Raw genomic sequence first — 20,935 nt, 5'->3', positions numbered from 1 at the left:
GAAGCCTTGCCGACTCAATAATAAGAAAGGACCTGAAACATGCATCGCCCTGCATTGACCCTGTTTGTCGCCTGCACTTTTTTGCCGCTGGCCGCCCACGCAATCACGCTGACCGATGACTTTCAACTGATGCTCAAACCGGCGGTGGTCAGCGACTACCGCAGCCGTGGCTTGTCACTGACCCTGGGCGACCCGGCAGTGCAACTGGACGCGACATTGCTGCACAGCAGCGGCGCCTACGCCGGGGTCTGGACCTCCAATGTCGATTTCGGCCTGAACTATAAAACCCGGTTGGAGCAGGATTTCTACGCGGGCTTTTACAAGCAGCTCACCGATGACGTCAGCCTTGACCTGGGCTACCTCAAGTACACCTACGCCAGGCAGTCGGACTTCAATCAGAGCGAGGTCTACGCCATCGTCAAAGCCTATGGCTTCAAGTTCGCCAGTTACTACTCCAACGATTTGCAGACTTACCTGGGCAAGGACCAGGACACCCTCTACACCTGGCTGGGTTACAGCTACGCGCTACCGGCGGACACGGGGTTGGAGGTGCGTTATGGCCGATTCGATTTCAAGAATGACGTGTTCGTTTCCGGCAGCGGCAATACGCGCAGTGATTATCACGAGTGGGAAGCCCGGCTGACCCATAGCGCTGTGGGAGTCGACTGGGCGCTGGCCTATGTCGACACCGATCTGTCCAGCCATGAGTGCACCAGCTACTACGGTTATGGCGACGTGTGCGCCGCCACCGTTGTGGTCAGCGCCAGCAAGACCTTCTGATCGAGGCGGTTGTGTCCTGAGCAGAAGGTCTCGGCAGGTTCATTCAGAAACGATCCAGCCGGTACGCCGCTGTCGCCGGCAGGTCGTGGGGCTGGGTGCCGGTCAAGGGCGAGGCCATCTGCGCAATCATTTCCGCCGTGACCGCCGCCTGGGTCAACCCCAGGTGCTGATGGCCGAAGGCGAGCAGGACCTTGCCGTCGCACACCCGATCGATGATCGGCAGGGAGTCGGGCAAGGAGGGGCGAAAGCCCATCCATGGTGTGGCCGCTTCGGCACTCAGGTCGCGTTTGAACAGGCCTTTGCTCAGGCGGTGCAATTGCCAGGCACGCTCCATCGTCGGTGGGCATTCGAGACCGGCGAATTCAACGGTGCCGGCCAGGCGTAGCCCATCGGCCATCGGCGTCATGATGAACTTGCGCTCCAGCGAGGTGACGGCAAACGGCAAGCGCTGGTGTTCGTGGGGCAGCATCAGGTGATAGCCGCGCTCGGTGTCCAGCGGCACCTTCTTGCCGGTCAGCGCGGCGGTGAGCTTCGCCGAATGCGCACCGCAGGCGATCAGCACTTGCCGACTGCTGACGCGACCCTGATCAGTGATCAACGACACGCCGTGTTCATTCAATTGCCCGCCCTCGACCCGCTGCTGGAGGAATTGCACGCCGTTGCTTTTTGCCGCGTGGACCAGTTCGCCCACTACCCGGAAGGGATCGAGAAAATGCCCGGTGCGCGGGAAGAACAGGCCACCGCGAATCTGCTCGCTCAGTTGCGGCGCTGCATCGCGGACGGCCTTGGCCTGCCAGAAATCGACCGGCACCTGTTGCTGGCGCATGCGCGCCTGCAGTGCCTCGATGGCCTGTTGCGAGTCGGCGCGCTCGAACACCAGTAGCGAGCCGTCCTCCTTCAGCAGCCCGGGACGCTCGATGGCCTCCAGCAAGCGGTACCAGGCCCCCAGGCTGCTTTCATTGAGCGCACGGATGCCGGCCACGGTGCGCCGGAATGGCGCCGGCCGCAGGTTCAGCATCAGCCGCATGAACCAGGGCAGGGCCCGGGGCATGTATTTCCAGTCCAGGCGTAGCGGGCCCATGGGGTCCAGGAGCATGGCGGGCAGGCACTTGAGGATGGACAGGTCGGCAATGGGGAACACCTGCTCGGTCGCCAGGTGCCCGGCATTGCCGAACGAGGCGCCACGACCAGGCTCCTGCTGATCGATGACCACCACGCGCCGGCCCTGGCGAGCCAGGCGCAAGGCGCAGGCGACACCGATGATCCCGGCGCCGATCACGGCAACGTCCGCCGTGGCGTGCGGGTTGCTGAAAAGGGAGACGTTGGACATGGCCTAGGCTTCTCTCTGCCCATCGAGCAGGCGACGCAACTGCAACGGATTGCCGTGCTTGAGCGCGGTCGGCAACAGGGCGTCCGGGAAATCCTGATAGCAGACCGGGCGCAGGAAACGCAGGATGGCGGCGGTGCCGACCGAGGTGGTGCGCGTGTCGGAAGTCGCCGGGAACGGGCCGCCATGAACCATGGCATCGCACACCTCGACCCCGGTCGGCCAGCCATTGACCAACAGGCGCCCGGCCTTGCGTTCCAGAGTCGGCAGCAATGCCCTGGCGCTTTCCACGTCGGCATCGTCCAGGTGCAGGGTGGCGGTCAGTTGGCCTTCCAGGTGTTCGATGACCTGGCGGATTTCCTCGTCGTTGGTACATTGCACGATCAGCGAAGCGGCGCCGAACATTTCTGCCTGCAAGGCTGGGTCAGCGAGAAAATCACTGGCCTGGGTGACGAACAAGTGGGCCTGGCACTGGTTAGGTGTTTCGCCCTCAAGGCCGCTGGCCACCGATTGCGCGCGGGCATGCTCGAGCAGCGCGCCGACACCTGTCTCGTAGGCGTTGAAAATGCCGGGGGTGAGCATGGTCTGTGCCGGGCTGCGCTGGATCAGTTGCGCGGCCGTCTGGATGAAACGCTCAAGGGCCGGGCCTTGGCGGGCAATCACCAGGCCGGGGTTGGTGCAGAACTGGCCGGCACCCTGAGTGAAGGAGGCGACGAAGCCTTGCGCCAGCGCTTCGGCTCGCGATTGCAGTGCTGCCGGGAACAGCAATACCGGATTGATCGAGCTCATTTCCGCGTACACCGGGATCGGTTCGGGACGCGCCTGGGCCGCCTTGCACAAGGCGATGCCACCACTGCGCGAGCCGGTGAAACCCACGGCCTTGATGCGCGGGTCGGTGACCAGGGCGATGCCCACTTCGCGGCCTGAGCCGAACAGCAGCGAAAACACGCCTTCATGCAGCCCGCACAGTTTGACCGCACGAGCCAAGGCCCGGCCCACCAGCTCACTGGTGCCGGGGTGCGCGCCATGGGCCTTGACGATCACCGGGCAACCGGCGGCCAGCGCCGACGCGGTATCACCGCCGGCGACCGAGAAGGCCAGGGGAAAGTTGCTGGCGCCGAACACGGCCACCGGGCCCAACGGCACCTGACGCTGACGCAGGTCCGGGCGGGGCAGAGGCTGGCGTTCCGGCAGAGCGTTGTCGACCCGTACATCCAGCCATTCGCCAGCGCGTACAGTGCGGGCAAAGGTGCGCAGTTGCTGGCAGGTACGGCCGCGTTCACCCTGGATGCGCGGGCGTGGCAAGCCGGTCTCGGCCACGGCGCGGTCGATCAGCGCATCACCGAGGGCTTCGATTTCGCTGGCGATGGTTTCGAGGAATTCGGCGCGAGCATCAAGGGATGTTGCGCGATAGCTGTCCAGGGCACTCCACGCCAGGGCGCAGGCCTGTTCGACGTGCTCGCTGCCGCCACCGTGATAGGCCGGTTCAAGGGGAAGACCGGTGGCCGGATCAATGCCGTGGATCGCTTCGCGGTTGCCGGGGATGGCCTGCTGGCCGATCAACATGTTGCCTGTCAGAGTCATGGTTTTTCCTGAAAAAAAGAGGCTGGGCGTTTGCAAAAAAACGCGCTACCGCCGTGGACGAAAATAAAAGCGGCGCGCTTTGGCACGCCGCTGTACCGGCTGAATATCAGGCGAAGTCCTGCTCGGCCGACCATTGCTCGTACCACTGGCGGAACAGCGCGTACTGGTTCTCGGCATAACGACGCTGGGCATCGCTGAGGGCATCGGTCTCGTTGAAATGCAGGGTGTATTCCTTGTCGCCGTTAAGCACCATCAGGTGCTTGTAGTAGAGCACCAGGTCGCAGCCCTCATCGAAGGACGACAGCACAGCCAGGGCGGACTCCAGTTCCCGCGCCTGACGACGTGCCTTGGCATCGCCCTTGGCCGCTTGTTTGCTCAAGGCCACCAGGCGCAGCACTTCGCGCGGCAATGCGTTGCCGATGCCGGTGATGGCGCCGGTGGCGTTGCAGTTGACGAAACCATGCACCACCTGGGTGTCGACACCGACCATCAGGGTCACGTCATCGTCCCTGGAGGTGATGTGTTCGGCGGCGTAGCGCAGGTCGGCCGCACCGCCGAACTCCTTGAAGCCGATCAGGTTCGGGTACTCGCGGCGCAGTTCGAAGAACAGGTCGGCGCGGGTGGCGAAGCCGTAGTAAGGGCTGTTGTAGATCACTGCCGGCAAGCCCGGGGCAGCTTTGAGGATCGCAGCGAAGTGGGCTTTTTGCGCGGTGACCGAAGCGCCGCGAGACAGCACGCGAGGAATGACCATCAAGCCATGGGCGCCGACTTTGGCTGCGTGTGCGGCATGGGAAACCGCTTCGCGGCTGTTGACCGCACCGGTGCCGACGATGGTCGGAACGCCGGCGGCCACCAGGCGCGCCACGCCTTCCTGACGCTCGGCTTCGGTCAGCAGCGGCCAGTCGCCCATGGAGCCGCAATACACCACGGCGCTCATGCCGATGTCGATCAGCTCGCGACCCTTGGCCACCAGCGCGTCGAAGTCCGGCTTGCGCTCGGCGGTGCACGGGGTCATCAGTGCAGGGATGCAGCCGGTGAAAATGTTGTCGCTCATTTTGTTGTCACTCCTTGAAGCGTTCATACAGATCGGGTGAAGGAAGAGGCGTGGGGCTCAAATGCCCCACGCAAAGGGATCCTGTTCGTCGATCAGCAAGGTGCTGTCGGCGGTCATGTAGGCGCGGCCAGTGATGAAAGGGATGATGCGTTCGCCTGCCCATTCATAGCTGCCGACAAATTGGCTGGCGGTGATGCTGGCCTGGACCCAGCGTTCACCGGCGGCCAGTTTGCCGTCGGCCGCCAGGCATGCCAGTTTCGCGCTGGTGCCGGTGCCGCAGGGCGAGCGGTCGTAGGCCTTGCCGGGGCACATGACGAAGTTGCGACTGTCGGCTGATTCGTCGTCGGCAAACAGTTCGATGTGGTCGATCAGCGCGCCGTCTTCGCCGTGGATGCCCTGGGCCTCGAGGGCCTTGAGCATTGCCCAGGTGTACTCGGTGAGGAACTCGACGTTGTCCATCTGCAACGCCTGACCGTGATCGGACACCAGGAAAAACCAGTTGCCGCCCCAGGCGATGTCGCCGTACACGCGGCCATGCCCCGGCACTTCGACCGGCACCTGTTGGCGGTAGCGGTAGGCAGGCACGTTGCGCAGGGTGACGTTGCCGTCCTCGTGCAGCGTGGCGCTGACCGGGCCGACCGGCGTATCGATCTTGTGCTCACCGGGCTGTATGTGGCCCAGGTGATGCAGCGAGTTGACCAGGCCGATGGTGCCGTGACCGCACATGCCGAGGTAGCCGGCGTTGTTGAAGAAGATCACGCCGCAAGTCGCATCCGGCGACACCGGTTCGCAATACAGCGCACCCACCAGCACATCGTTGCCACGGGGCTCCAGCAGGCAGGCGCGACGCCATTGGTCATGCTGCTCGCGCAGGGCATCGCGCTTTTCGGCCATGGTCCGGCCGGACAACGGGGGCAGGCCCGACATCACCAGGCGAGTCGGTTCGCCGCCGGTGTGGGAATCAATGACATGTACTTTTTTCATAAACCTTTCCATTAGAGGAACACGCAGGCTTTGCCGGCCTGAATTTCAGCGAGAGGTCTGGACGGCTATACCGATCGGACGCCGGCCTGTGGTCGTGCCGCGGTGAACGGGATCGGCTTCGCTTTCACCGTCCTCTTCTTCCAGGCGAACCAGATGCGCCGGCACCCCGGTGGCCGCGCCCCAGTAGTAGATGCCCAAGGCGCAAGCCGCCACGACCAGGGTGTCGAAGGGATGGGTAAGCACACCTATGCCGCCGAAGCTGCCGAGCCAGGACAGCACGATGGTCACGGCGTAGAAGCCGATCAGCCACGCCGAAGAACGCACTTGTTGGCCCAGGCTCAGGTGCTGGGTCGGCACAAAGCGACCGCACAGCAGGTACACCACGAACATCAGGATTTGCAGGCCAAGCAGCCAGGACACGGTGCTCCAGCCGGACCAGTAGACGATCAGCGCGGCGATGATGAACGACACCGGGCCGAGGACGCCCATGCGCTTGACCTTGAACGGCCGTGGCATGTCCGGCGCATTGCGGCGCAGGGCAGCCACCGACACCGGGGCGACGGCGTAGCTCAACACCAGCGCAGCGGAGACCACGTTGATCAGCGCTTCCCACGAAGGGAAGGGCAGGGTCCAGAACACCGACAGGGCAAAGGTCAGCCACAACGCCGGACGCGGGATGCCGGACTTTTCGTCAATGCGGGTGAAAACCTTGAAGAACGTACCGGTCTGCGCCCAGCCGTAGATCACCCGCGGGGTTGCGTTCATGTAGATGTTGCCGCAGCCGCTGGGGGAGATCACCGCGTCGGCCACCACCAGATAAGCCAGCCAACCCACGCCCAATGCCAGGGCGATGTCGCGGTAGGGCAGGGCCAGTTCCTTGGCGACGCCGGCCCAACCGTTGGCGAGCATTTCGCTGGGCACGCCGCCGAGGAAGGCCACTTGCAACAACACATAGATGGCGGTGGAGAGCAGTACGGAGAGGATCAGTGCAATCGGGATGGTGCGTTGCGGATTCTTCACTTCGCTGGCCACCGAGATGATCGGCGTCAACCCCAGGTAGGCGAAGATGATGCCGCCGGCGGACACCGCCATCTCGACACCGGACAGCCCGAACGGCATGAAGCCCTGGGACTGGAAGTTCTGCGGTTTGAAGAAAGTGAACAGCACGCCGATCACCAGCAACGGCACGATGAACTTGAACATGCTGATCAGGTTGTTGGCCTTGGCAAACGTTTTCACGCTGTAGTAGTTGAGCATGAAGAACAGGCACAGCAGGCCGAACTGAACCAGCCAGCCGATCGCCGTCGGATTGCTGGAACCGGCCTGGGTCAATGCCGGAAACCACGCCGCGGCGTACTGGCGCGCGGCGACCACCTCGATGGCCACCAGGCTGGAAAACGCGATCAGCGTGATGAAGCCCATCAGGTAGCCGAGCAACGGCCCGTGGGAGTAAACCGGGTAGCGAATCACACCACCGGCACGGGGCAATGCGGCGCCGAGTTCGCAGTAGACGATGCCCAGCAGCAGCACCGCAAAACCGCCCAGCAGCCAGGAAAATATCCCCGCCGGCCCCGCAATGGCGGACACATGACTGGCTGCGAACAACCAGCCGGAGCCGAAGATGGCACCCAGTCCGATGAACGTAAGGTCTATCAATGAAAGTTGTTTTTTGAACTTGCCTTGGCCTGACATGGCATTGTCTTCTTGTGAGTTATTGGATAGGCAGGTGTGCACTTCAAGTCGTCCCCCGTCGGTTTTGCCGAGGAGGGCGGTGGCCATAGAGTGAACTCGGCGGCTTGCTCGCGATTGATGTTTTCCTTGGGTGTCGATGACGAAATCAGCACAATGGGCAATGGCCGATCATTGGGAGAGACAGGTAGATGACTGAGGATGCGTTTGCGCTGTTGTGCCAGGGCGACGACTCGAACCGCCCCGAATCCATCGAGCAACTGCTGGCAGGCATTGCGCTTTTGTTGCCGATGCTCGATGTCATTCCGAACGCCGCGATCTTCATCAAGGACGTGCAGGCGCGCTATGTCATGGCCAACCGCACGCTGGTGCAACGCTGTGGCTTGAAGCAGCTCAAACCGCTGCTGGGGAAAACCAGCGCCGAGGTGTTTCCCGAGCAGTTGGGGCCCGGCTACACCGAACAGGACCGGCGTGTGCTGGAGCAAGGTCTGGTGCTGTCAGATCAGCTGGAGTTGCATCTGTACGGCAGCCGGGAGCCGGGCTGGTGCCTGACCCATAAACGACCGCTGTATAACCGTCATAATCAGATCATCGGTCTGGCGGGCATCTCGGTCGACCTGCAATCGGCCAGTGACACGCACCCGGCGTACCAGCGCCTGGCGGCGGTGGACGAGCACATCCGCACGCATTTCAACCGTCGCGTCACCCTCGGCGAGTTGACGCGCATCGCCGGCATTTCCGTGGCGCAGCTCGAGCGCTACTGCAAGCGTGTGTTCCATTTGACGCCACGGCAAATGATCCAGAAGGTTCGCCTGGAACACGCGCATCGACTGCTCCACACGGACCTGCCGATCACCGAGGTTGCCCTGCAATGTGGCTATACCGACCACAGCGCATTCACCCGGCAGTTCAAGGCGTTGACCGGCTTCACCCCGCGCCAGTACCGCCAGGCCACCGGCCACATGCAACCGTCCGGTGCGGATTAGCGACGCGCCGGCAATGGCCCTGTAGACTGGCCGCGCAAAGGCGCCAGCCTCACCCCTTCAAGCAAGAGAGTTCTCATGGCAAATCACGACCTGACCTTTACGCCCGATCCTGATGCGGATTCGATTTCCTCCGACGTCGTCGGTTTTGGCGGCGTGCTGGTCTCCACGCAGATCCCGACCCGCGCCGACGGCAGCCTGGAACTGGGCGACATCACCCTGCAAAGCGAATGCACCCTGCAAGCGCTGAAGGTTGCGCTGGAGCGTGCCGGCAGTTCCATGGACCGCGTGATGCACCTGACCATCTACCTCACCGACATGGCCGATCGCGCCGCATTCAACGAGGTCTACAAGCGCTACTTCGCCAAGCCATGGCCAGTGCGCGCTGCTGTCGGGGTTGCCTCGTTGGCGGTGGAAGGCATGCGTGTGGAAGTGACCGCAATGGCGGCCAAGGCCTGAGTCCGTCGACACACACGCACAACCCTGTGGGAGCGAGCCTGCTCGCGAAGGGGCCATCTGGTCCGGCATCATCATTGCCTGATACACCGCCTTCGCGAGCAGGCTCGCTCCCACAGTGGTTATTTGTCGAATCCAGAATTTGGGCGCGCATCCAGCTCCGCCAATACACCACCTGGCAGCACACGGGTGCCGGTCGGGCGTTTCGCCGCTACAATGCACGCCTCGACCGTGACAAGCCTGACTAAAAAAACTATGTCTTTGCCCAAACATCACCTGGAATTGCTCAGCCCTGCCCGCGATGTCGCCATCGCCCGCGAGGCTATCCTGCATGGTGCCGATGCCGTGTACATCGGTGGCCCGAGCTTCGGCGCCCGCCACAACGCCTGCAACGAAGTGAGCGATATCGCCCAATTGGTGGAATTCGCCCGTCGCTACCACGCGCGCGTGTTCACCACCATCAATACGATCCTGCACGACAACGAACTGGAGCCGGCCCGCCAGCTGATCCACCAGTTGTACGACGCCGGCGTCGATGCGCTGATCGTCCAGGACCTGGGTGTGATGGAGCTGGACATTCCGCCGATCGAACTGCACGCCAGTACCCAGACCGACATCCGCACGCTGGAGCGGGCGAAGTTCCTCGATCAGGCCGGTTTCTCACAACTGGTACTGGCCCGCGAGCTCAATCTCAAAGAGATCCGTGCCATCGCCGACGAAACCGACGCGGCCATCGAGTTCTTTATCCATGGCGCGTTGTGCGTGGCGTTCTCCGGCCAGTGCAACATTTCCCACGCGCAAACCGGGCGCAGCGCCAACCGAGGCGACTGCTCCCAGGCCTGCCGTCTGCCGTACACCCTCAAGGACGAAAAGGGTGGCGTGATCGCTTACGAAAAGCACCTGCTGTCGATGAAGGACAACAACCAGAGCGCCAACATCCGCGCACTGGTCGAGGCCGGCGTGCGTTCGTTCAAGATCGAGGGCCGCTACAAGGACATGGGCTATGTGAAAAACATCACCGCCTACTATCGCCAGCGCCTCGACGCGGTGCTTGAAGACCGTCCGGATCTGGCCCGTGCCTCCAGCGGCCGTACCGCGCATTTCTTCCTGCCCGACCCGGAAAAAACCTTCCACCGCGGCAGCACCGATTATTTCGTCACTGACCGCAAGATCGATATCGGCGCGTTTGACTCGCCGACCTTCACCGGTTTGCCGGTGGGTGTGGTCGAGAAAGTCGCCAAGCGTGACATGCAGGTCGTGACCCACGAGCCGCTGTCCAACGGCGACGGCCTCAACGTGCTGGTCAAGCGTGAAGTGGTGGGTTTCCGCGCCAACATCGCCGAACCCAAAGGCGAGTTCGAGGAGGACGGCGAGAAGCGTTATCGCTATCGCGTCGAGCCCAATGAGATGCCGGAGGGAATGTACAAGCTGCGCCCCAACCATCCGCTCAATCGCAATCTCGATCACAACTGGCAACAGGCGCTGCAAAAGACCTCCGCCGAGCGTCGCGTGGCCCTGCGCTGGGTTGCGCGCCTGCGTGAAGAGCAGTTGGAACTGACCGCTACCAGCGAAGAGGGCATCGACGCCAGCGTTACCCTGAATGGCCCGTTCGGTGCTGCCAACAAGCCGGAACAGGCACTGGAGCAATTGCAGGATCTGCTCGGCCAACTGGGTACCACGCAGTACCACGCCATCGACATCAAGCTCGACGCACCGCAGGCGTACTTCATCCCGAACTCGCAGCTCAAGGCCTTGCGCCGTGAAGTGATCGACGCCTTGACCGAAGCGCGGATCGCCGCCCACCCGCGTGGCAGCCGCAAGGCCGAAACCTCCCCGCCGCCGGTGTACCCGGAGTCGCACCTGTCGTTCCTGGCCAACGTCTATAACCAGAAGGCCCGCGACTTCTATCATCGCCATGGCGTCAAGCTGATCGACGCAGCCTACGAGGCCCACGAGGAAGCCGGCGAGGTGCCGGTGATGATCACCAAGCACTGCCTGCGTTTCTCCTTCAACCTGTGCCCGAAACAGGCCAAGGGCGTGACCGGCGTGCGCACCAAGGTTGCGCCGATGCAGCTGATCCACGGCGATGAAGTGCTGACGTTGAAGTTCGACTGCAAGCCTTGCGAGATGCACATCATCGGCAAGATGAAGGGCCACATCCTCGATATGCCGCAGCCGGGCAGCGTGGTGGGGCACATCAGCCCCGAAGACCTGCTCAAGACCATCCCGCGCGCGCCGCACTGAGTGAGCGGTGAGCGCGTCGCAATGGCGCGCTCACCTGTTGTTCAAAACCCTGTGTACTTGAAGTAAACGAATGCCACGGCCACTGCCAGACCAAAGGCTGCCAGGGCTTTTGTCTGTGCCGTGGCCTGGAATTCGCTCGGCGCCTGCTCATGGGGTTGTGAGTAGGCGGTGGCGTGTTGCTGGCGCTGCAGAATGGCCCGCCAGGTGTAACCCAATCCGATCAGCAGGGAAACGGCGATCAGGCCGAGGATCAGCCAACGTGTGGTTGCCGGCTTTTTAGCGGCGGCCAGGCTGTTCTCGTGTTCACAGGCCGCGCTCCCGAACTCCAGGACAGAAACGGGTTGGTAGACCGGCGAGGACTGTTGCGCATCACTGCGTGTCGCCGCCATTTGTTCCAGGTCCAGTGCCCGATACCTCCAGAGTGTCGTCGATCCCTCCCTGCAGTAGGTGAACGCTGTGGGGCTGGAAGCGCCGATGATGCAGGCGTCGTTGATACCGATTTTTTTCAGGGTTTCCGTTGCAGACCGGGTGAAGTCCAGTTCCAGAACAGGAATGACGCCATTGGCAGACACCGCGACCGACACCAGCAGGCCCGCGATGGTGCAGAGGGTTGATATTTTCAAAGTCGGGGCATCCTCGTTTTCGTGGTGTTCTTGTTATAAACGCGGAGTCTGGTTGCAACCCGTCTTCACTGAACTCTAGACGCTGGCGACAAACATGGAGCGGTTGTTCGGCGCTATTGGCAAGTCTCGGCGACGGCCTTTTCAGCTCGTTTGAATTCCTGTTTGACGTCGGTGGGGATGCGCTGTTTCTTGAGCTCCTGACCGAGGAAGGGTTGATCGCCCCGGGACTGGACCTCTGCGTCTTCGGCGGTTATTTGCGCTTCGATGGCCGCAGCGTGCTTGTCGATGACGGCATCGACCTCGGCTGCATTCCTGGCGGTATCGAGTGCCAGGACCAACTGGCCGGCCTCGGCTTTTTCGGCTTCGGCATAGGCTTCGACCGTCAATCCGGAGGCCAGCGCCCGCGCCTGGATTTCCAGCCTGTTGAGATGCTCCCGGGCGGCCTTGCAGACCGTTTCCTGTCGCTGGCTCTGGATGTGTTCCCAGGTGTTCAACCCATAGATTGCGGCCCCGACCACCAGGAGGGTTACTGCGGTACCCAGTAATTTGCCTTTCACATTTGGCGCCCTCAGATGGCAAGGGTAAGGGTGTTGCGCAAACGGTTCCCGGCTTCATTCGAGAAAAGCGTAGCAGACCTGGCCGGGCTGAACCTGTACTGACCGTTCGCCGCGATACGGCTCAACACTAAGCGTCTGTTTTAAAAAACAAAATGTTCTGTTGGGGCTTCCCAGACGCGACAAAAGTTGGTAAATTGCGCCCACACTTGCACAGGCCCTCACGGAGCCTCTCGCGCAAGCAGGCGACAGGTCTTGTTGCCACTCAAGAAAGCGAGTGCCAGGCACTCATCGCAACAGATACAGGGGCGTCGCCAAGCGGTAAGGCAGCAGGTTTTGATCCTGCCATGCGTTGGTTCGAATCCAGCCGCCCCTGCCATTTTCTTCCTGCACAATCAGATAACACCCGATCGGCGGTTATTATTCGTCGATTCGCTGGCGTTTTGCGTCCGTTATCCATTTCCCTGATCTTCCCTTGCCAGTCAGCGTCCAGCCAAGGCTCGCAGGCGTTCTTTCGGCGCGTGTCATGAAGGCTTCCCGGATAATCGACTATCGTCTCAGGAGTCTTGCCGGCATGGCGCCGGGACAGTCAATGTGGCGATTGTTCCCTGGATACATTCAGCGCTGTAGTTGTTTCTACATAGCGCTTACACTGATGATGCCGGCCGTTTCCTAACTTCAAAGTCAAGAAAAGGACGCCTCACATGAAAGTCAGTGCACGCAACGTATTCAAAGGCAAAGTCAGCCAGGTCCAGCCAGGCGCGGTCAACGCCGAAGTGGTCCTGACCCTGGCGGGCGGTGAGCAACTGGTTGCCGTCGTCACCATGGAAAGCATCAAGAGCCTGGGCATCGCCGTCGGCAAAGAAGCCGTCGCGCTGGTCAAGGCGCCGTGGGTAATGTTGATGACCGAGTCGAGCGACATTCGCCTGTCGGCGCGTAACTGCCTGGAAGGCAAGGTACTGAGCGTTACCGATGGTGCGGTCAATGCAGAGGTGGTCATCGAGCTGGCCGGCGGTTCGAAGGTCTATTCGATCGTCACCCGCGATGCCGTGGCAGAGCTGGGGCTGGCAACCGGCGTCAGCGCCACGGCAGTGATCAAGGCTTCCCACATCATCCTGGGTGTTCCGGCCTGAATAGACGCAAGCGTTCATTACTGATCCCCGTGATCCATTGCTCGATGGATCACGGGGATTTTCGTTTTCGGCTCTCGATCATCACTACCGAAACCGTTGTGGAATGGCCTCGGCGAACGGGTACATGGAAAAGTACGGCCTCGCCTCGTCGATCACCCACTTGACCGAAGGCCTCTGGATCAACCTGTCGAAATAAGCGTTCAAGCGCTGATGATCGTCGGGAAACGGCACCAGGGTGCTGGCATAGAACAGCGCCGGGGCAGCGGCACAGTCGGCCATGCTGAACGCCGGGCCGGCGGCCCAGGTGTTTGCGCTCAACTGACGTTCAAGCATGCCGTATGCCGTTGTCAGCGCGGCGCGTTCGCGGGTCAGGTCGCCGTTGCAGGCGTTCATTCGGTCAACGACGATCTTCTGCATCGGCACCTGGACGTGCAGGTCGAAAAAACGATCCCACAGGCGTACTTCCAGCGCGGTTTCCCAATCTTCAGGAATCAGGCGCAGGTGGCCGGCCTGGTGGTGGTCCAGGTATTCGATGATCACACTCGACTCGGCTACGTTCCGTTGGCGGTCGTGATCGCGGATCACCGGAAATTTGCACAGTGGCCACAGTGCTTGCAACTCGGCCCGGTCAGCCGCGTTGCCGAGGTCGATGATTCTTTTTTCAAACTCGATTTCCAGTTCATAGAGCGCGATCAACGCTTTGTGGCAGAACGACGAGAGCGGGTGGAAGTAAAGAGTCAGCGGCATGTCTGTTTCCTCGGCGATGGGGGAGGCCTGTGCAGTATCGACCGAGGTTCGCGTCGGTGCGAGGCGGCTCGTCAGGTGGCTGTGATCTCGGTGGCGATTGCCATTCCCCGCGCAAACTGGTTTAAGGGCAAAAGACTGGCTTGCCCAAGGCTTTCAACTTGCGTAAACAGTGCAGGCGCCGAATGTTCGGCGCCAGGGGATACAGGTTTCCAGGTCGGGAGTGACAGGTATCAAAGCGTTATTTCACAGGTTCGTCGACAGGACGAAGCGAGGCGAGCGTTGGTAGAGCGACGTCAGTTCAGTGGAGCGATGAAAGGCAAGAACCTTCGCTTCCTCAAAGAGCATGAAGGCCAAGCCGTTCTGCAGGCGCGTGCAGGTTTCCTGTTGCTGGAGCATTTCTCGCTGCCGGCGTTTACCCAGGCGCTGGATACGGTCGTGACAGCGAACCTGTTGCGGCCGGAGCTGTTTTCAACGAAAACCTTCGGCCTGAAGGACGCAGAGGTGATCAGCGATCTGGGCTTGGTCATCCGTCCCGACGCCTGCCTGAGCCATGCCGAGATTCAGAACCTGGACCTGCTGGTGGTCTGTGGCGGATACCGCACCCATCTGCACGCCGACGAGGCATTGATCAACCTGCTGCAAGACGCGGCGGAGCAGGGCGTTACCCTAGCTGGCGTGTGGAACGGCGCGTGGTTTCTCGGGCGCGCCGGTTTGCTTGAGGGTTATCGCTGCGCGATTCACCCGGAGCACCGCCCGGCACTGGCGGAAATTGCCAAGCTGACCCAGGTGACCAGCGAAGCCTACGTGGTGGATCGTGACCGCCTGACAGCGTCGAGCCCGACGGGTACGTTCTATATGGCCCTGGAGTGGATCAGGGGGCTGTACGACAAGGCGCTGACCGATGGCATCGAAGACATCCTGGCGTTTGAAGCTTCACGCTACCGGCGCATCAAGCCGTCGCTGAATGTCTCGGTCAGTGGGCCGCTCAGGGAGGTGGTCAACCTGATGGACGCCAATCTGGAGGAGCCGCTGGAAATGGAGACGCTCTGCCTCTACGCAGGGCGCTCTCGACGGCAGATCGAGCGTCTGTTCAAGGAGCAGTTGGGCACCACGCCGCAGCGCTATTACATGGACTTGCGCATCACTGAAGCGCGACGCTTGCTGCAGCACACCACGCTGACCATCGTCGAAGTCTCGGTCGCCTGTGGTTTTGTTTCTCCCAGCCACTTCAGCAAGTGCTACAGCTCTTATTTCGGCTATCGGCCGTCCAGGGAAACCAGGCTGGTGAAGTAAGCCGCCGATCAACGCCCGGCGTCACCCTGATTTCCGCTGCGGGCTGTTCGGGTTAGAGTGCAGGCTCTGGCCTGATTGTCAGGCATGCCACGTTTAGGGTCATAACGCCATGCACCAGATCGGACTCATTGTTTACCCCGGTTTTCAGGTTCTGGGGCTGGCCATGTGTGCCGCCTTCGAGTTGGCCAACAGCGCTGCGGGTGAGCCGTTGTACAGCATTGCATTACTGTCCGAACCGGGTGGTCTGGTGCAGACGTCCGCCGGTTTCGGTGTGCAGACCGAAGCGTTCGACCAGCGCTCGTTCGATACGCTGCTGGTCATGGGCGACAACCTGATCCGCCCGACCACGCCGGGCATGCTGGCGTTTTTGCGCCGCGTCAGCCACGGCACCCGACGTCTGGGCTCGATCTGCACCGGTGCGATTGCGCTGGCGGAGGCCGGCCTGCTCGACGGTCGGCGGGCGACCACCCACTGGGCGCATGTGCCGGCCTTTCGCAAGGCATACCCGAATGTGAAGGTCGAAGAAGACCGGATCTTCATCAATGATGGTCAGCTGTGGACGGCGGCGGGCATGAGCGCGTGCGTGGACCTGGCATTGGCCTTGGTGGAGATGGATCTGGGCGCCGAGGTTGCCCGCAAGGTGGCGCGGCAATTGGTGGTGTACCACCGGCGTTCCGGCGGGCAGTCGCAGTTTTCGGTGATGCTGGAACTGGCCCCCAGGACCGATCGGATACAGGCCGCGCTGAACTATGCCAAGCAGCATCTCAAGTCGGCGCTGACGGTCGAGGAACTGGCCGGCGCGGCCAATCTCAGCCCCCGGCAATTCAGCCGGGTGTTTCATGCCGAAACCGGCCAGTCTCCGGCCAAGGCCATCGAAAACCTGCGGGTCGAGTCGGCCCGGTTGATGATGGAAAGCGGGCGGCACTCCATCGATGCAGTGGCGACAGCCACTGGTTTTGGTGATCGGGAACGCATGCGCCGCGCTTTTATACGGGCGTTCGGACAGCCACCGCAGGTGATTCAGCGAGCCAGTCGGGGGTGATTTCACGATGTCCTAAAAGGTGGTGCATACGACATTCATGCCTTTATATTATTGACGTAATATTGATCTCGTTGAAACCTTTCCCTCAATGAGATCACCGCCATGAGCCTCGTCAAAGCCGCCGCCGTACAAATCAGCCCTGTTCTTTACAGCCGAGAAGGCACCGTCGACAAAGTGGTGCAGAAGATTCTCGAACTCGGCGAACAGGGTGTGCAATTCGCTGTGTTCCCGGAAACCGTCGTACCGTACTACCCGTACTTTTCCTACGTGCAGTCGCCGTTCGAAATGGCCGCCGAACACCTCAAGCTGCTGGATCAGGCAGTCACCGTGCCGTCAGCTGCCACCGATGCCATCGGCGCGGCGGCCAGGCAAGCCGGCATGGTCGTGTCCATCGGCGTCAACGAGCGCGATGGCGGCACGCTGTACAACACGCAGTTGTTGTTCGATGCCGACGGCTCGCTGATCCAGCGTCGTCGCAAGATTTCCCCGACTTACCACGAACGCATGATCTGGGGCATGGGCGACGGCTCCGGCCTGCGGGCCGTCGACAGTGCAGTAGGGCGCATCGGTCAATTGGCTTGCTGGGAGCATTACAACCCGCTGGCCCGTTATGCCTTGATGGCCGATGGCGAGCAGATCCATGCGGCGATGTACCCGGGGTCGTTTGCCGGTCCCCTGTTCACCTCGCAAATGGAAGTCAGCATTCGCCAGCATGCCCTGGAGGCCGCGTGCTTCGTGGTCAACTCCACGGCCTGGTTGTATCCCGAGCAACAGGCGCAAATCATGGCCGACACCGGTTGCGCCATCGGCCCGATCTCCGGCGGTTGCTATACCGCGATCATCAGCCCGGATGGCACGGTGCTGGGCTCGTTGCTGGAAGGTGAGGGCGAGGTGATCGCCGACCTCGACATGAGCCTGATCGACAAGCGCAAGCGCATGATGGATTCGCGCGGCCACTACAGCCGCCCGGAACTGCTGAGCCTGCTGATTGACCGCACACCTCACACTCATGTGCATGAACGCAGTGCGCATCCGAAACTGGCCGAGGAGACTGGGCTGGAGGAAGTGATTGGTTAGTTTCAAGGCAAAAAAAACAGGGGACTTCATCGAAGTCCCCTTTGTTTGTCCGCGTTGCGGATTTCGTTTCAGCGCCGCCAGAAGAAACGGGTCAGCAGCGCATCGATGCTGAGCTTGCCGGCACCCGACAGCAGCAGCGGCGTAAAGGCCACAAGGTAGATCAATGGCAGTTTGAAGTTGCCGTAACCCTTGTTGCTGATGGCATAGCCCTGGGCAAGTTCACTCAGGGTGTGCCAGTCGGCAGGCCAATGGATGGCCGCGGTTGCGACGAGGGTCACGACCATCAGGCTCAACGCCGAAAAACGCGTGCCCAGGCCAACCAGCAACGTCATGGAAAAGATCAGTTCGGCCCACATCGACAGCTCCCAGTTCAGTGTTGCGGGAATGTGGTCGAACGGAAACGGGAAGCGCTCCTGGATATCGGCGAACCAGTTCTGGCCGTTGAGTTTCTCAAGGCCGGACTCGAAGAATTCCCAGGCGAGGAACACCCGCAACGCCAGGGGGGCAACCCAATCGCCGGCACGGTCGAGGTTCAGGTGCAGGCCTTTGACGGCCGAAGAAATGGAGGTGCTCATGGACGTTGATCTCTTTCAGGTCAGGGAGGTGGGGCAACGGCATGCCCCATGAGTTGAGCGCTTTGATCGGCTGAGCCAATCGGCAGGCGTATTTCAGCAATGGGGTGTATCTGCGGTGTGTCGTTGTGGCGGGGTTTTGAGTGCGGGGTGTGTCGGGGGCGGGGCTGTATACATTGAGATACGTAGACGGCCACCACATGACCCCTGTGGGAGCGAGCAGGCTCGCTCCCACAGGGAATTTGCTATACATTTTCAGGCCGCCCATTGCCTGGTGTAACCGCTTCATGTCTCTTGCGCTCGAACGTCTAGTCGCTGGCACGCCCATCCCTTTCGCCGGTAATCGTGTCACTGTCGTCAGCCCCGAACTGGCGCAACGCTTCCAGCCCGGTGACCACCTGCTGGTGGAGCAGGTCAGCGGCGAGTTGCTGCTGATCCCCGTGGCGGACCAGCAAGCGGCCAGCGTGGCAATCGAGCGTGCCGAAGCGGCATTTACCGCGCTGTCGGCGGTGTCTGATCAAGCGATCAGCGCCTTTTTCGACCTGTTTGCCCAACGTCTGGAAACTCCTGAATGCTGGGCGTTGATCGAAGCTGCCAACCTGGCCGACATCGAACGGGCCAAGGCGCGCGGTCGCTCGACCACCCGGTTGCTGGCCGATGAGCGCATGCGTCGCGACATGATCGCCGGCCTGCGCGCGTGGCGTGATGCAGCGGCCAGCCGTGGCAAGGTGATCAGCTGTGTGGAGCACGATGGCTGGAAAGTCGAGCAAGTGGTTTCGCCGCTGGGCATCGTCGCGTTCGTCTTCGAAGGCCGGCCGAATGTGTTTGCCGATGCCGCTGGTGTGTTGCGCACCGGCAACACCGCTGTGCTGCGCATCGGCAGTGATGCGTTGGGCACGGCCCAGGCGATTGTCACCCATGCGCTGAACCCTGCGCTGAGCGACGCCGGCTTGCCGGCCGGTGCCGTGTCGCTGGTGGAAAGTGTCAACCACGCCGCCGGTTGGGCGATGTTCGCGGACCGGCGCCTGTCATTGGCGGTGGCCCGCGGTTCGGGTCGCGCCGTCAGCCAGTTGGGCAGCATCGCGCAGCAAGCCGGCACGGCGGTCAGCCTGCACGGCACCGGTGGCGCCTGGCTGATCGCCGATGCCAATGCCGACGCCCGGCGCTTTGCCGCGGTGGTGCGCAACTCCCTGGACCGCAAGGTCTGCAACACTCTGAACGTCTGCCTGATTCACCGCGACCGCGCCGCTGAACTGGTGCCGCTGTTCCTCGACGCACTAAAGCAGGCCGGCACCGCGCGGGGCCAGGGTTGCAAGTTGCACATCGTCGAAGGCAGCGAGTCGCACCTGCCGCCAGACTGGCTGGCGGCAACGGTCAAGGTGTACCGCGCCGAAGGCTATCAGACCGAGGCGCAGGCCGAGCCGTTGCCGGAAGATCAATTGGGTCGTGAGTGGGAGTGGGAGGAAACCCCGGAAGTCAGCCTGAAAATCGTTGATGACCTGGACAGCGCCATTGCCTTGTTCAATCGCTACAGCCCGCAATTCACGGTGTCGTTGATCAGTGAAAATGCACAGGCGCAGGAGCACTTCTACAACGCGGTCAACGCGCCTTTTGTCGGCAATGGCATCACCCGTTGGGTCGACGGCCAATACGCGTTGAACAAGCCGGAACTGGGTCTTTCGAACTGGGAAAGCGGGCGCCTGTTTGCTCGCAGTGCGATTCTCTCGGGTGATGGCGTGTTCACCATTCGCAGCCGCATGACCCAGATCGACCTGGGCGTCAAACGCTGAGCCGGCGCAATCGTGACCGCTGCACGGGCGGTCACTTTCTTCGGAGGTGGCTCAGCTTGAGTTTGCGTTGCTGAGCCCGGACTGCATCACCCGCACATGCATCGATGAATATTTCTCAGGTGCACATCACGCCCAAAGTGGCGTTTGTGGACCTGGTGTTGGGCACTGATCTTTCAGGACCGCCACAAAACCCACAGTTGATCTTCATTCGGACATGAAAAAGGCCTGCTCTTTTTGGGAGCAGGCCCTTTTATTTATAAGTCAGTAATGACTCATTTCAATCAGTAGAACCGGTCAATCACCCGAACTTCGTTCTGATTCTGCATCGAGGCCCAGGCCTGTTTCAGGGTTTGCAGAACATTACCGATGAAGTCCTTGTCGGCTGCGGCTTTCTTGCCGACATAGCCATGGCCGCGACGGTACATCTTCAGTCGGGCAAGCAGGTTCTGGTTGTTCTGGTCGAACTCTGCTTCATGGGCGTGCGGCGACAGGCAGTCGATATGCACCTGGCCACACTTGCTGATCCAGAGAATATGGCTGTCGTGGCTGTCTTTTTTTGCAGCGAAGATACGAGCCAGTTCATCGATAGTTGGTTGATTGTTCAGATTCATCATAAAGCCCCTTGACCAATTGGTGATCTTTCAAAGTTGATTCGCTAATACAGGTAGCCCATCGGTTAGTTGATCCCTGGCACCGAAACCAGGACGTCAGCGTTCGACCGCCTTATCGGGCGGGGTCCTGCGTCTGTTGCATGTAGTCGTGTTGAATAACTGCTACGCAATAGCGTCACAACGAAGAGAAGCGGCGAAAACCTTAAGGCCACTGCCGACGTTTTCAGGGTCGGCCACAAGCTTCATGAGGATTGCTCGCCAAGACTTCTCGCCCTTGTACTGGACGTTCAGGCCAGGTCAGCTTCTTCAATCTGCCTTGTGGGCAGCGTGTATCCGGGAAAAACAGCTCGGCGGTCAGACGAGCTTGCTCAAACGTGTTGCCTGTACTCCCG

The 20,935-nt window shown here is 61.4% G+C and carries 19 protein-coding genes, 1 tRNA gene and 1 pseudogene; 11 read left to right on the top strand and 10 right to left on the bottom strand.

All coding sequences use genetic code 11. The annotated features are described in order from the left end of the window. Positions 1-39: 39 nt before the first annotated feature. Positions 40-780 (top strand): TorF family putative porin, encoded by a 741-nt coding sequence (locus tag ACEN8E_RS17090; RefSeq protein WP_495589110.1) that lies wholly within the window; start codon positions 40-42, stop codon positions 778-780. Positions 781-823: 43 nt separating this feature from the next. Here ACEN8E_RS17090 and ACEN8E_RS17085 read toward each other — a convergent pair whose 3' ends face one another. The 5 genes from ACEN8E_RS17085 to ACEN8E_RS17065 all read right to left on the bottom strand — a co-directional run bounded on the left by ACEN8E_RS17085 (position 824) and on the right by ACEN8E_RS17065 (position 7,421). Beyond that, a complete protein-coding gene (locus ACEN8E_RS17085; RefSeq protein ID WP_495589109.1) occupies positions 824-2,110 on the bottom strand; it encodes an NAD(P)/FAD-dependent oxidoreductase in 1,287 nt (428 codons plus the stop codon). Positions 2,111-2,113: 3 nt separating this feature from the next. Continuing rightward, positions 2,114-3,691: an aldehyde dehydrogenase (NADP(+)) gene (locus ACEN8E_RS17080; protein ID WP_495589108.1), complete on the bottom strand. Its 1,578-nt coding sequence runs from the start codon at positions 3,689-3,691 to the stop codon at positions 2,114-2,116. A gap of 106 nt (positions 3,692-3,797) precedes the next feature. Then, a complete protein-coding gene (locus tag ACEN8E_RS17075; RefSeq protein WP_495589107.1) occupies positions 3,798-4,745 on the bottom strand; it encodes a dihydrodipicolinate synthase family protein in 948 nt (315 codons plus the stop codon). A 57-nt stretch (positions 4,746-4,802) separates the two neighbouring features. Next, a complete protein-coding gene (locus ACEN8E_RS17070) occupies positions 4,803-5,729 on the bottom strand; it encodes a 4-hydroxyproline epimerase (protein ID WP_495589106.1) in 927 nt (308 codons plus the stop codon). Positions 5,730-5,774: 45 nt separating this feature from the next. Then, on the bottom strand, positions 5,775-7,421 hold the full coding sequence (locus tag ACEN8E_RS17065) for an APC family permease (protein WP_495589105.1): 1,647 nt from the start codon (positions 7,419-7,421) through the stop codon (positions 5,775-5,777). A 188-nt stretch (positions 7,422-7,609) separates the two neighbouring features. Here ACEN8E_RS17065 and ACEN8E_RS17060 point away from each other — a divergent pair, with 188 nt between their 5' ends. The 3 genes from ACEN8E_RS17060 to ACEN8E_RS17050 all read left to right on the top strand — a co-directional run bounded on the left by ACEN8E_RS17060 (position 7,610) and on the right by ACEN8E_RS17050 (position 11,101). Next, a complete protein-coding gene (locus ACEN8E_RS17060) occupies positions 7,610-8,404 on the top strand; it encodes a PAS domain-containing protein (protein WP_495589104.1) in 795 nt (264 codons plus the stop codon). A gap of 75 nt (positions 8,405-8,479) precedes the next feature. Continuing rightward, positions 8,480-8,860 carry a RidA family protein gene (locus ACEN8E_RS17055; RefSeq protein WP_008021538.1) on the top strand — a complete coding sequence of 127 codons (381 nt, stop codon included), beginning with the start codon at positions 8,480-8,482 and terminating at the stop codon, positions 8,858-8,860. Positions 8,861-9,112: 252 nt separating this feature from the next. Next, positions 9,113-11,101, top strand: a complete 1,989-nt coding sequence (locus ACEN8E_RS17050) for a peptidase U32 family protein (RefSeq protein WP_495589103.1) — start codon at positions 9,113-9,115, stop codon at positions 11,099-11,101. Positions 11,102-11,142: 41 nt separating this feature from the next. Here the strand turns inward: ACEN8E_RS17050 and ACEN8E_RS17045 are convergent, their stop codons facing one another. Both ACEN8E_RS17045 and ACEN8E_RS17040 read right to left on the bottom strand, forming a co-directional pair. Next, positions 11,143-11,724, bottom strand: coding sequence for a hypothetical protein (locus ACEN8E_RS17045; protein WP_495589102.1), 582 nt, complete (start codon positions 11,722-11,724; stop codon positions 11,143-11,145). A 113-nt stretch (positions 11,725-11,837) separates the two neighbouring features. Continuing rightward, a complete protein-coding gene (locus ACEN8E_RS17040) occupies positions 11,838-12,266 on the bottom strand; it encodes a hypothetical protein (protein ID WP_495593341.1) in 429 nt (142 codons plus the stop codon). 316 nt (positions 12,267-12,582) lie between these two features. On the opposite strand from ACEN8E_RS17040, the gene ACEN8E_RS17035 reads away from it, so the two are divergent. Together ACEN8E_RS17035 and ACEN8E_RS17030 are read left to right on the top strand one after the other, a co-directional pair. Beyond that, a tRNA-Gln gene (locus tag ACEN8E_RS17035) sits at positions 12,583-12,657 on the top strand. A 325-nt stretch (positions 12,658-12,982) separates the two neighbouring features. Continuing rightward, a complete protein-coding gene (locus ACEN8E_RS17030; protein WP_495589101.1) occupies positions 12,983-13,411 on the top strand; it encodes a TOBE domain-containing protein in 429 nt (142 codons plus the stop codon). Positions 13,412-13,495: 84 nt separating this feature from the next. Here ACEN8E_RS17030 and ACEN8E_RS17025 read toward each other — a convergent pair whose 3' ends face one another. After that, positions 13,496-14,158 carry a glutathione S-transferase family protein gene (locus tag ACEN8E_RS17025; RefSeq protein ID WP_495589100.1) on the bottom strand — a complete coding sequence of 221 codons (663 nt, stop codon included), beginning with the start codon at positions 14,156-14,158 and terminating at the stop codon, positions 13,496-13,498. A gap of 279 nt (positions 14,159-14,437) precedes the next feature. Here ACEN8E_RS17025 and ACEN8E_RS17020 point away from each other — a divergent pair, with 279 nt between their 5' ends. The 3 genes from ACEN8E_RS17020 to ACEN8E_RS17010 all read left to right on the top strand — a co-directional run bounded on the left by ACEN8E_RS17020 (position 14,438) and on the right by ACEN8E_RS17010 (position 17,570). Then, positions 14,438-15,451 (top strand): GlxA family transcriptional regulator, encoded by a 1,014-nt coding sequence (locus ACEN8E_RS17020; RefSeq protein ID WP_495589099.1) that lies wholly within the window; start codon positions 14,438-14,440, stop codon positions 15,449-15,451. Positions 15,452-15,560: 109 nt separating this feature from the next. Further along, positions 15,561-16,493, top strand: a complete 933-nt coding sequence (locus ACEN8E_RS17015) for a GlxA family transcriptional regulator (RefSeq protein WP_495589098.1) — start codon at positions 15,561-15,563, stop codon at positions 16,491-16,493. 102 nt (positions 16,494-16,595) lie between these two features. After that, on the top strand, positions 16,596-17,570 hold the full coding sequence (locus tag ACEN8E_RS17010; RefSeq protein WP_495589097.1) for a nitrilase-related carbon-nitrogen hydrolase: 975 nt from the start codon (positions 16,596-16,598) through the stop codon (positions 17,568-17,570). A gap of 68 nt (positions 17,571-17,638) precedes the next feature. On the opposite strand, the gene ACEN8E_RS17005 is transcribed toward ACEN8E_RS17010, so the two are convergent. After that, entirely contained in the window at positions 17,639-18,145 is a 507-nt protein-coding gene (locus ACEN8E_RS17005) for an HvfX family Cu-binding RiPP maturation protein (protein WP_495589096.1), read from the bottom strand. A gap of 284 nt (positions 18,146-18,429) precedes the next feature. Here ACEN8E_RS17005 and ACEN8E_RS17000 point away from each other — a divergent pair, with 284 nt between their 5' ends. Beyond that, positions 18,430-19,932, top strand: a complete 1,503-nt coding sequence (locus ACEN8E_RS17000; protein WP_495589095.1) for an aldehyde dehydrogenase family protein — start codon at positions 18,430-18,432, stop codon at positions 19,930-19,932. 40 nt (positions 19,933-19,972) lie between these two features. Next, positions 19,973-20,075 (top strand): annotated as a pseudogene (locus ACEN8E_RS16995) (transcriptional regulator CynR); the annotation flags it as partial. Between the two features lie 138 nt (positions 20,076-20,213). Here ACEN8E_RS16995 and ACEN8E_RS16990 read toward each other — a convergent pair. Then, entirely contained in the window at positions 20,214-20,543 is a 330-nt protein-coding gene (locus ACEN8E_RS16990) for a hypothetical protein (protein ID WP_429368245.1), read from the bottom strand. Between the last annotated feature and the right edge of the window lie 392 nt (positions 20,544-20,935).

The organism is Pseudomonas sp. Pseusp9, assembly GCF_059491265.1.
Note: the sequence above shows the minus strand (reverse complement) of the source record. Positions and strands in the feature narration are given on the sequence as shown.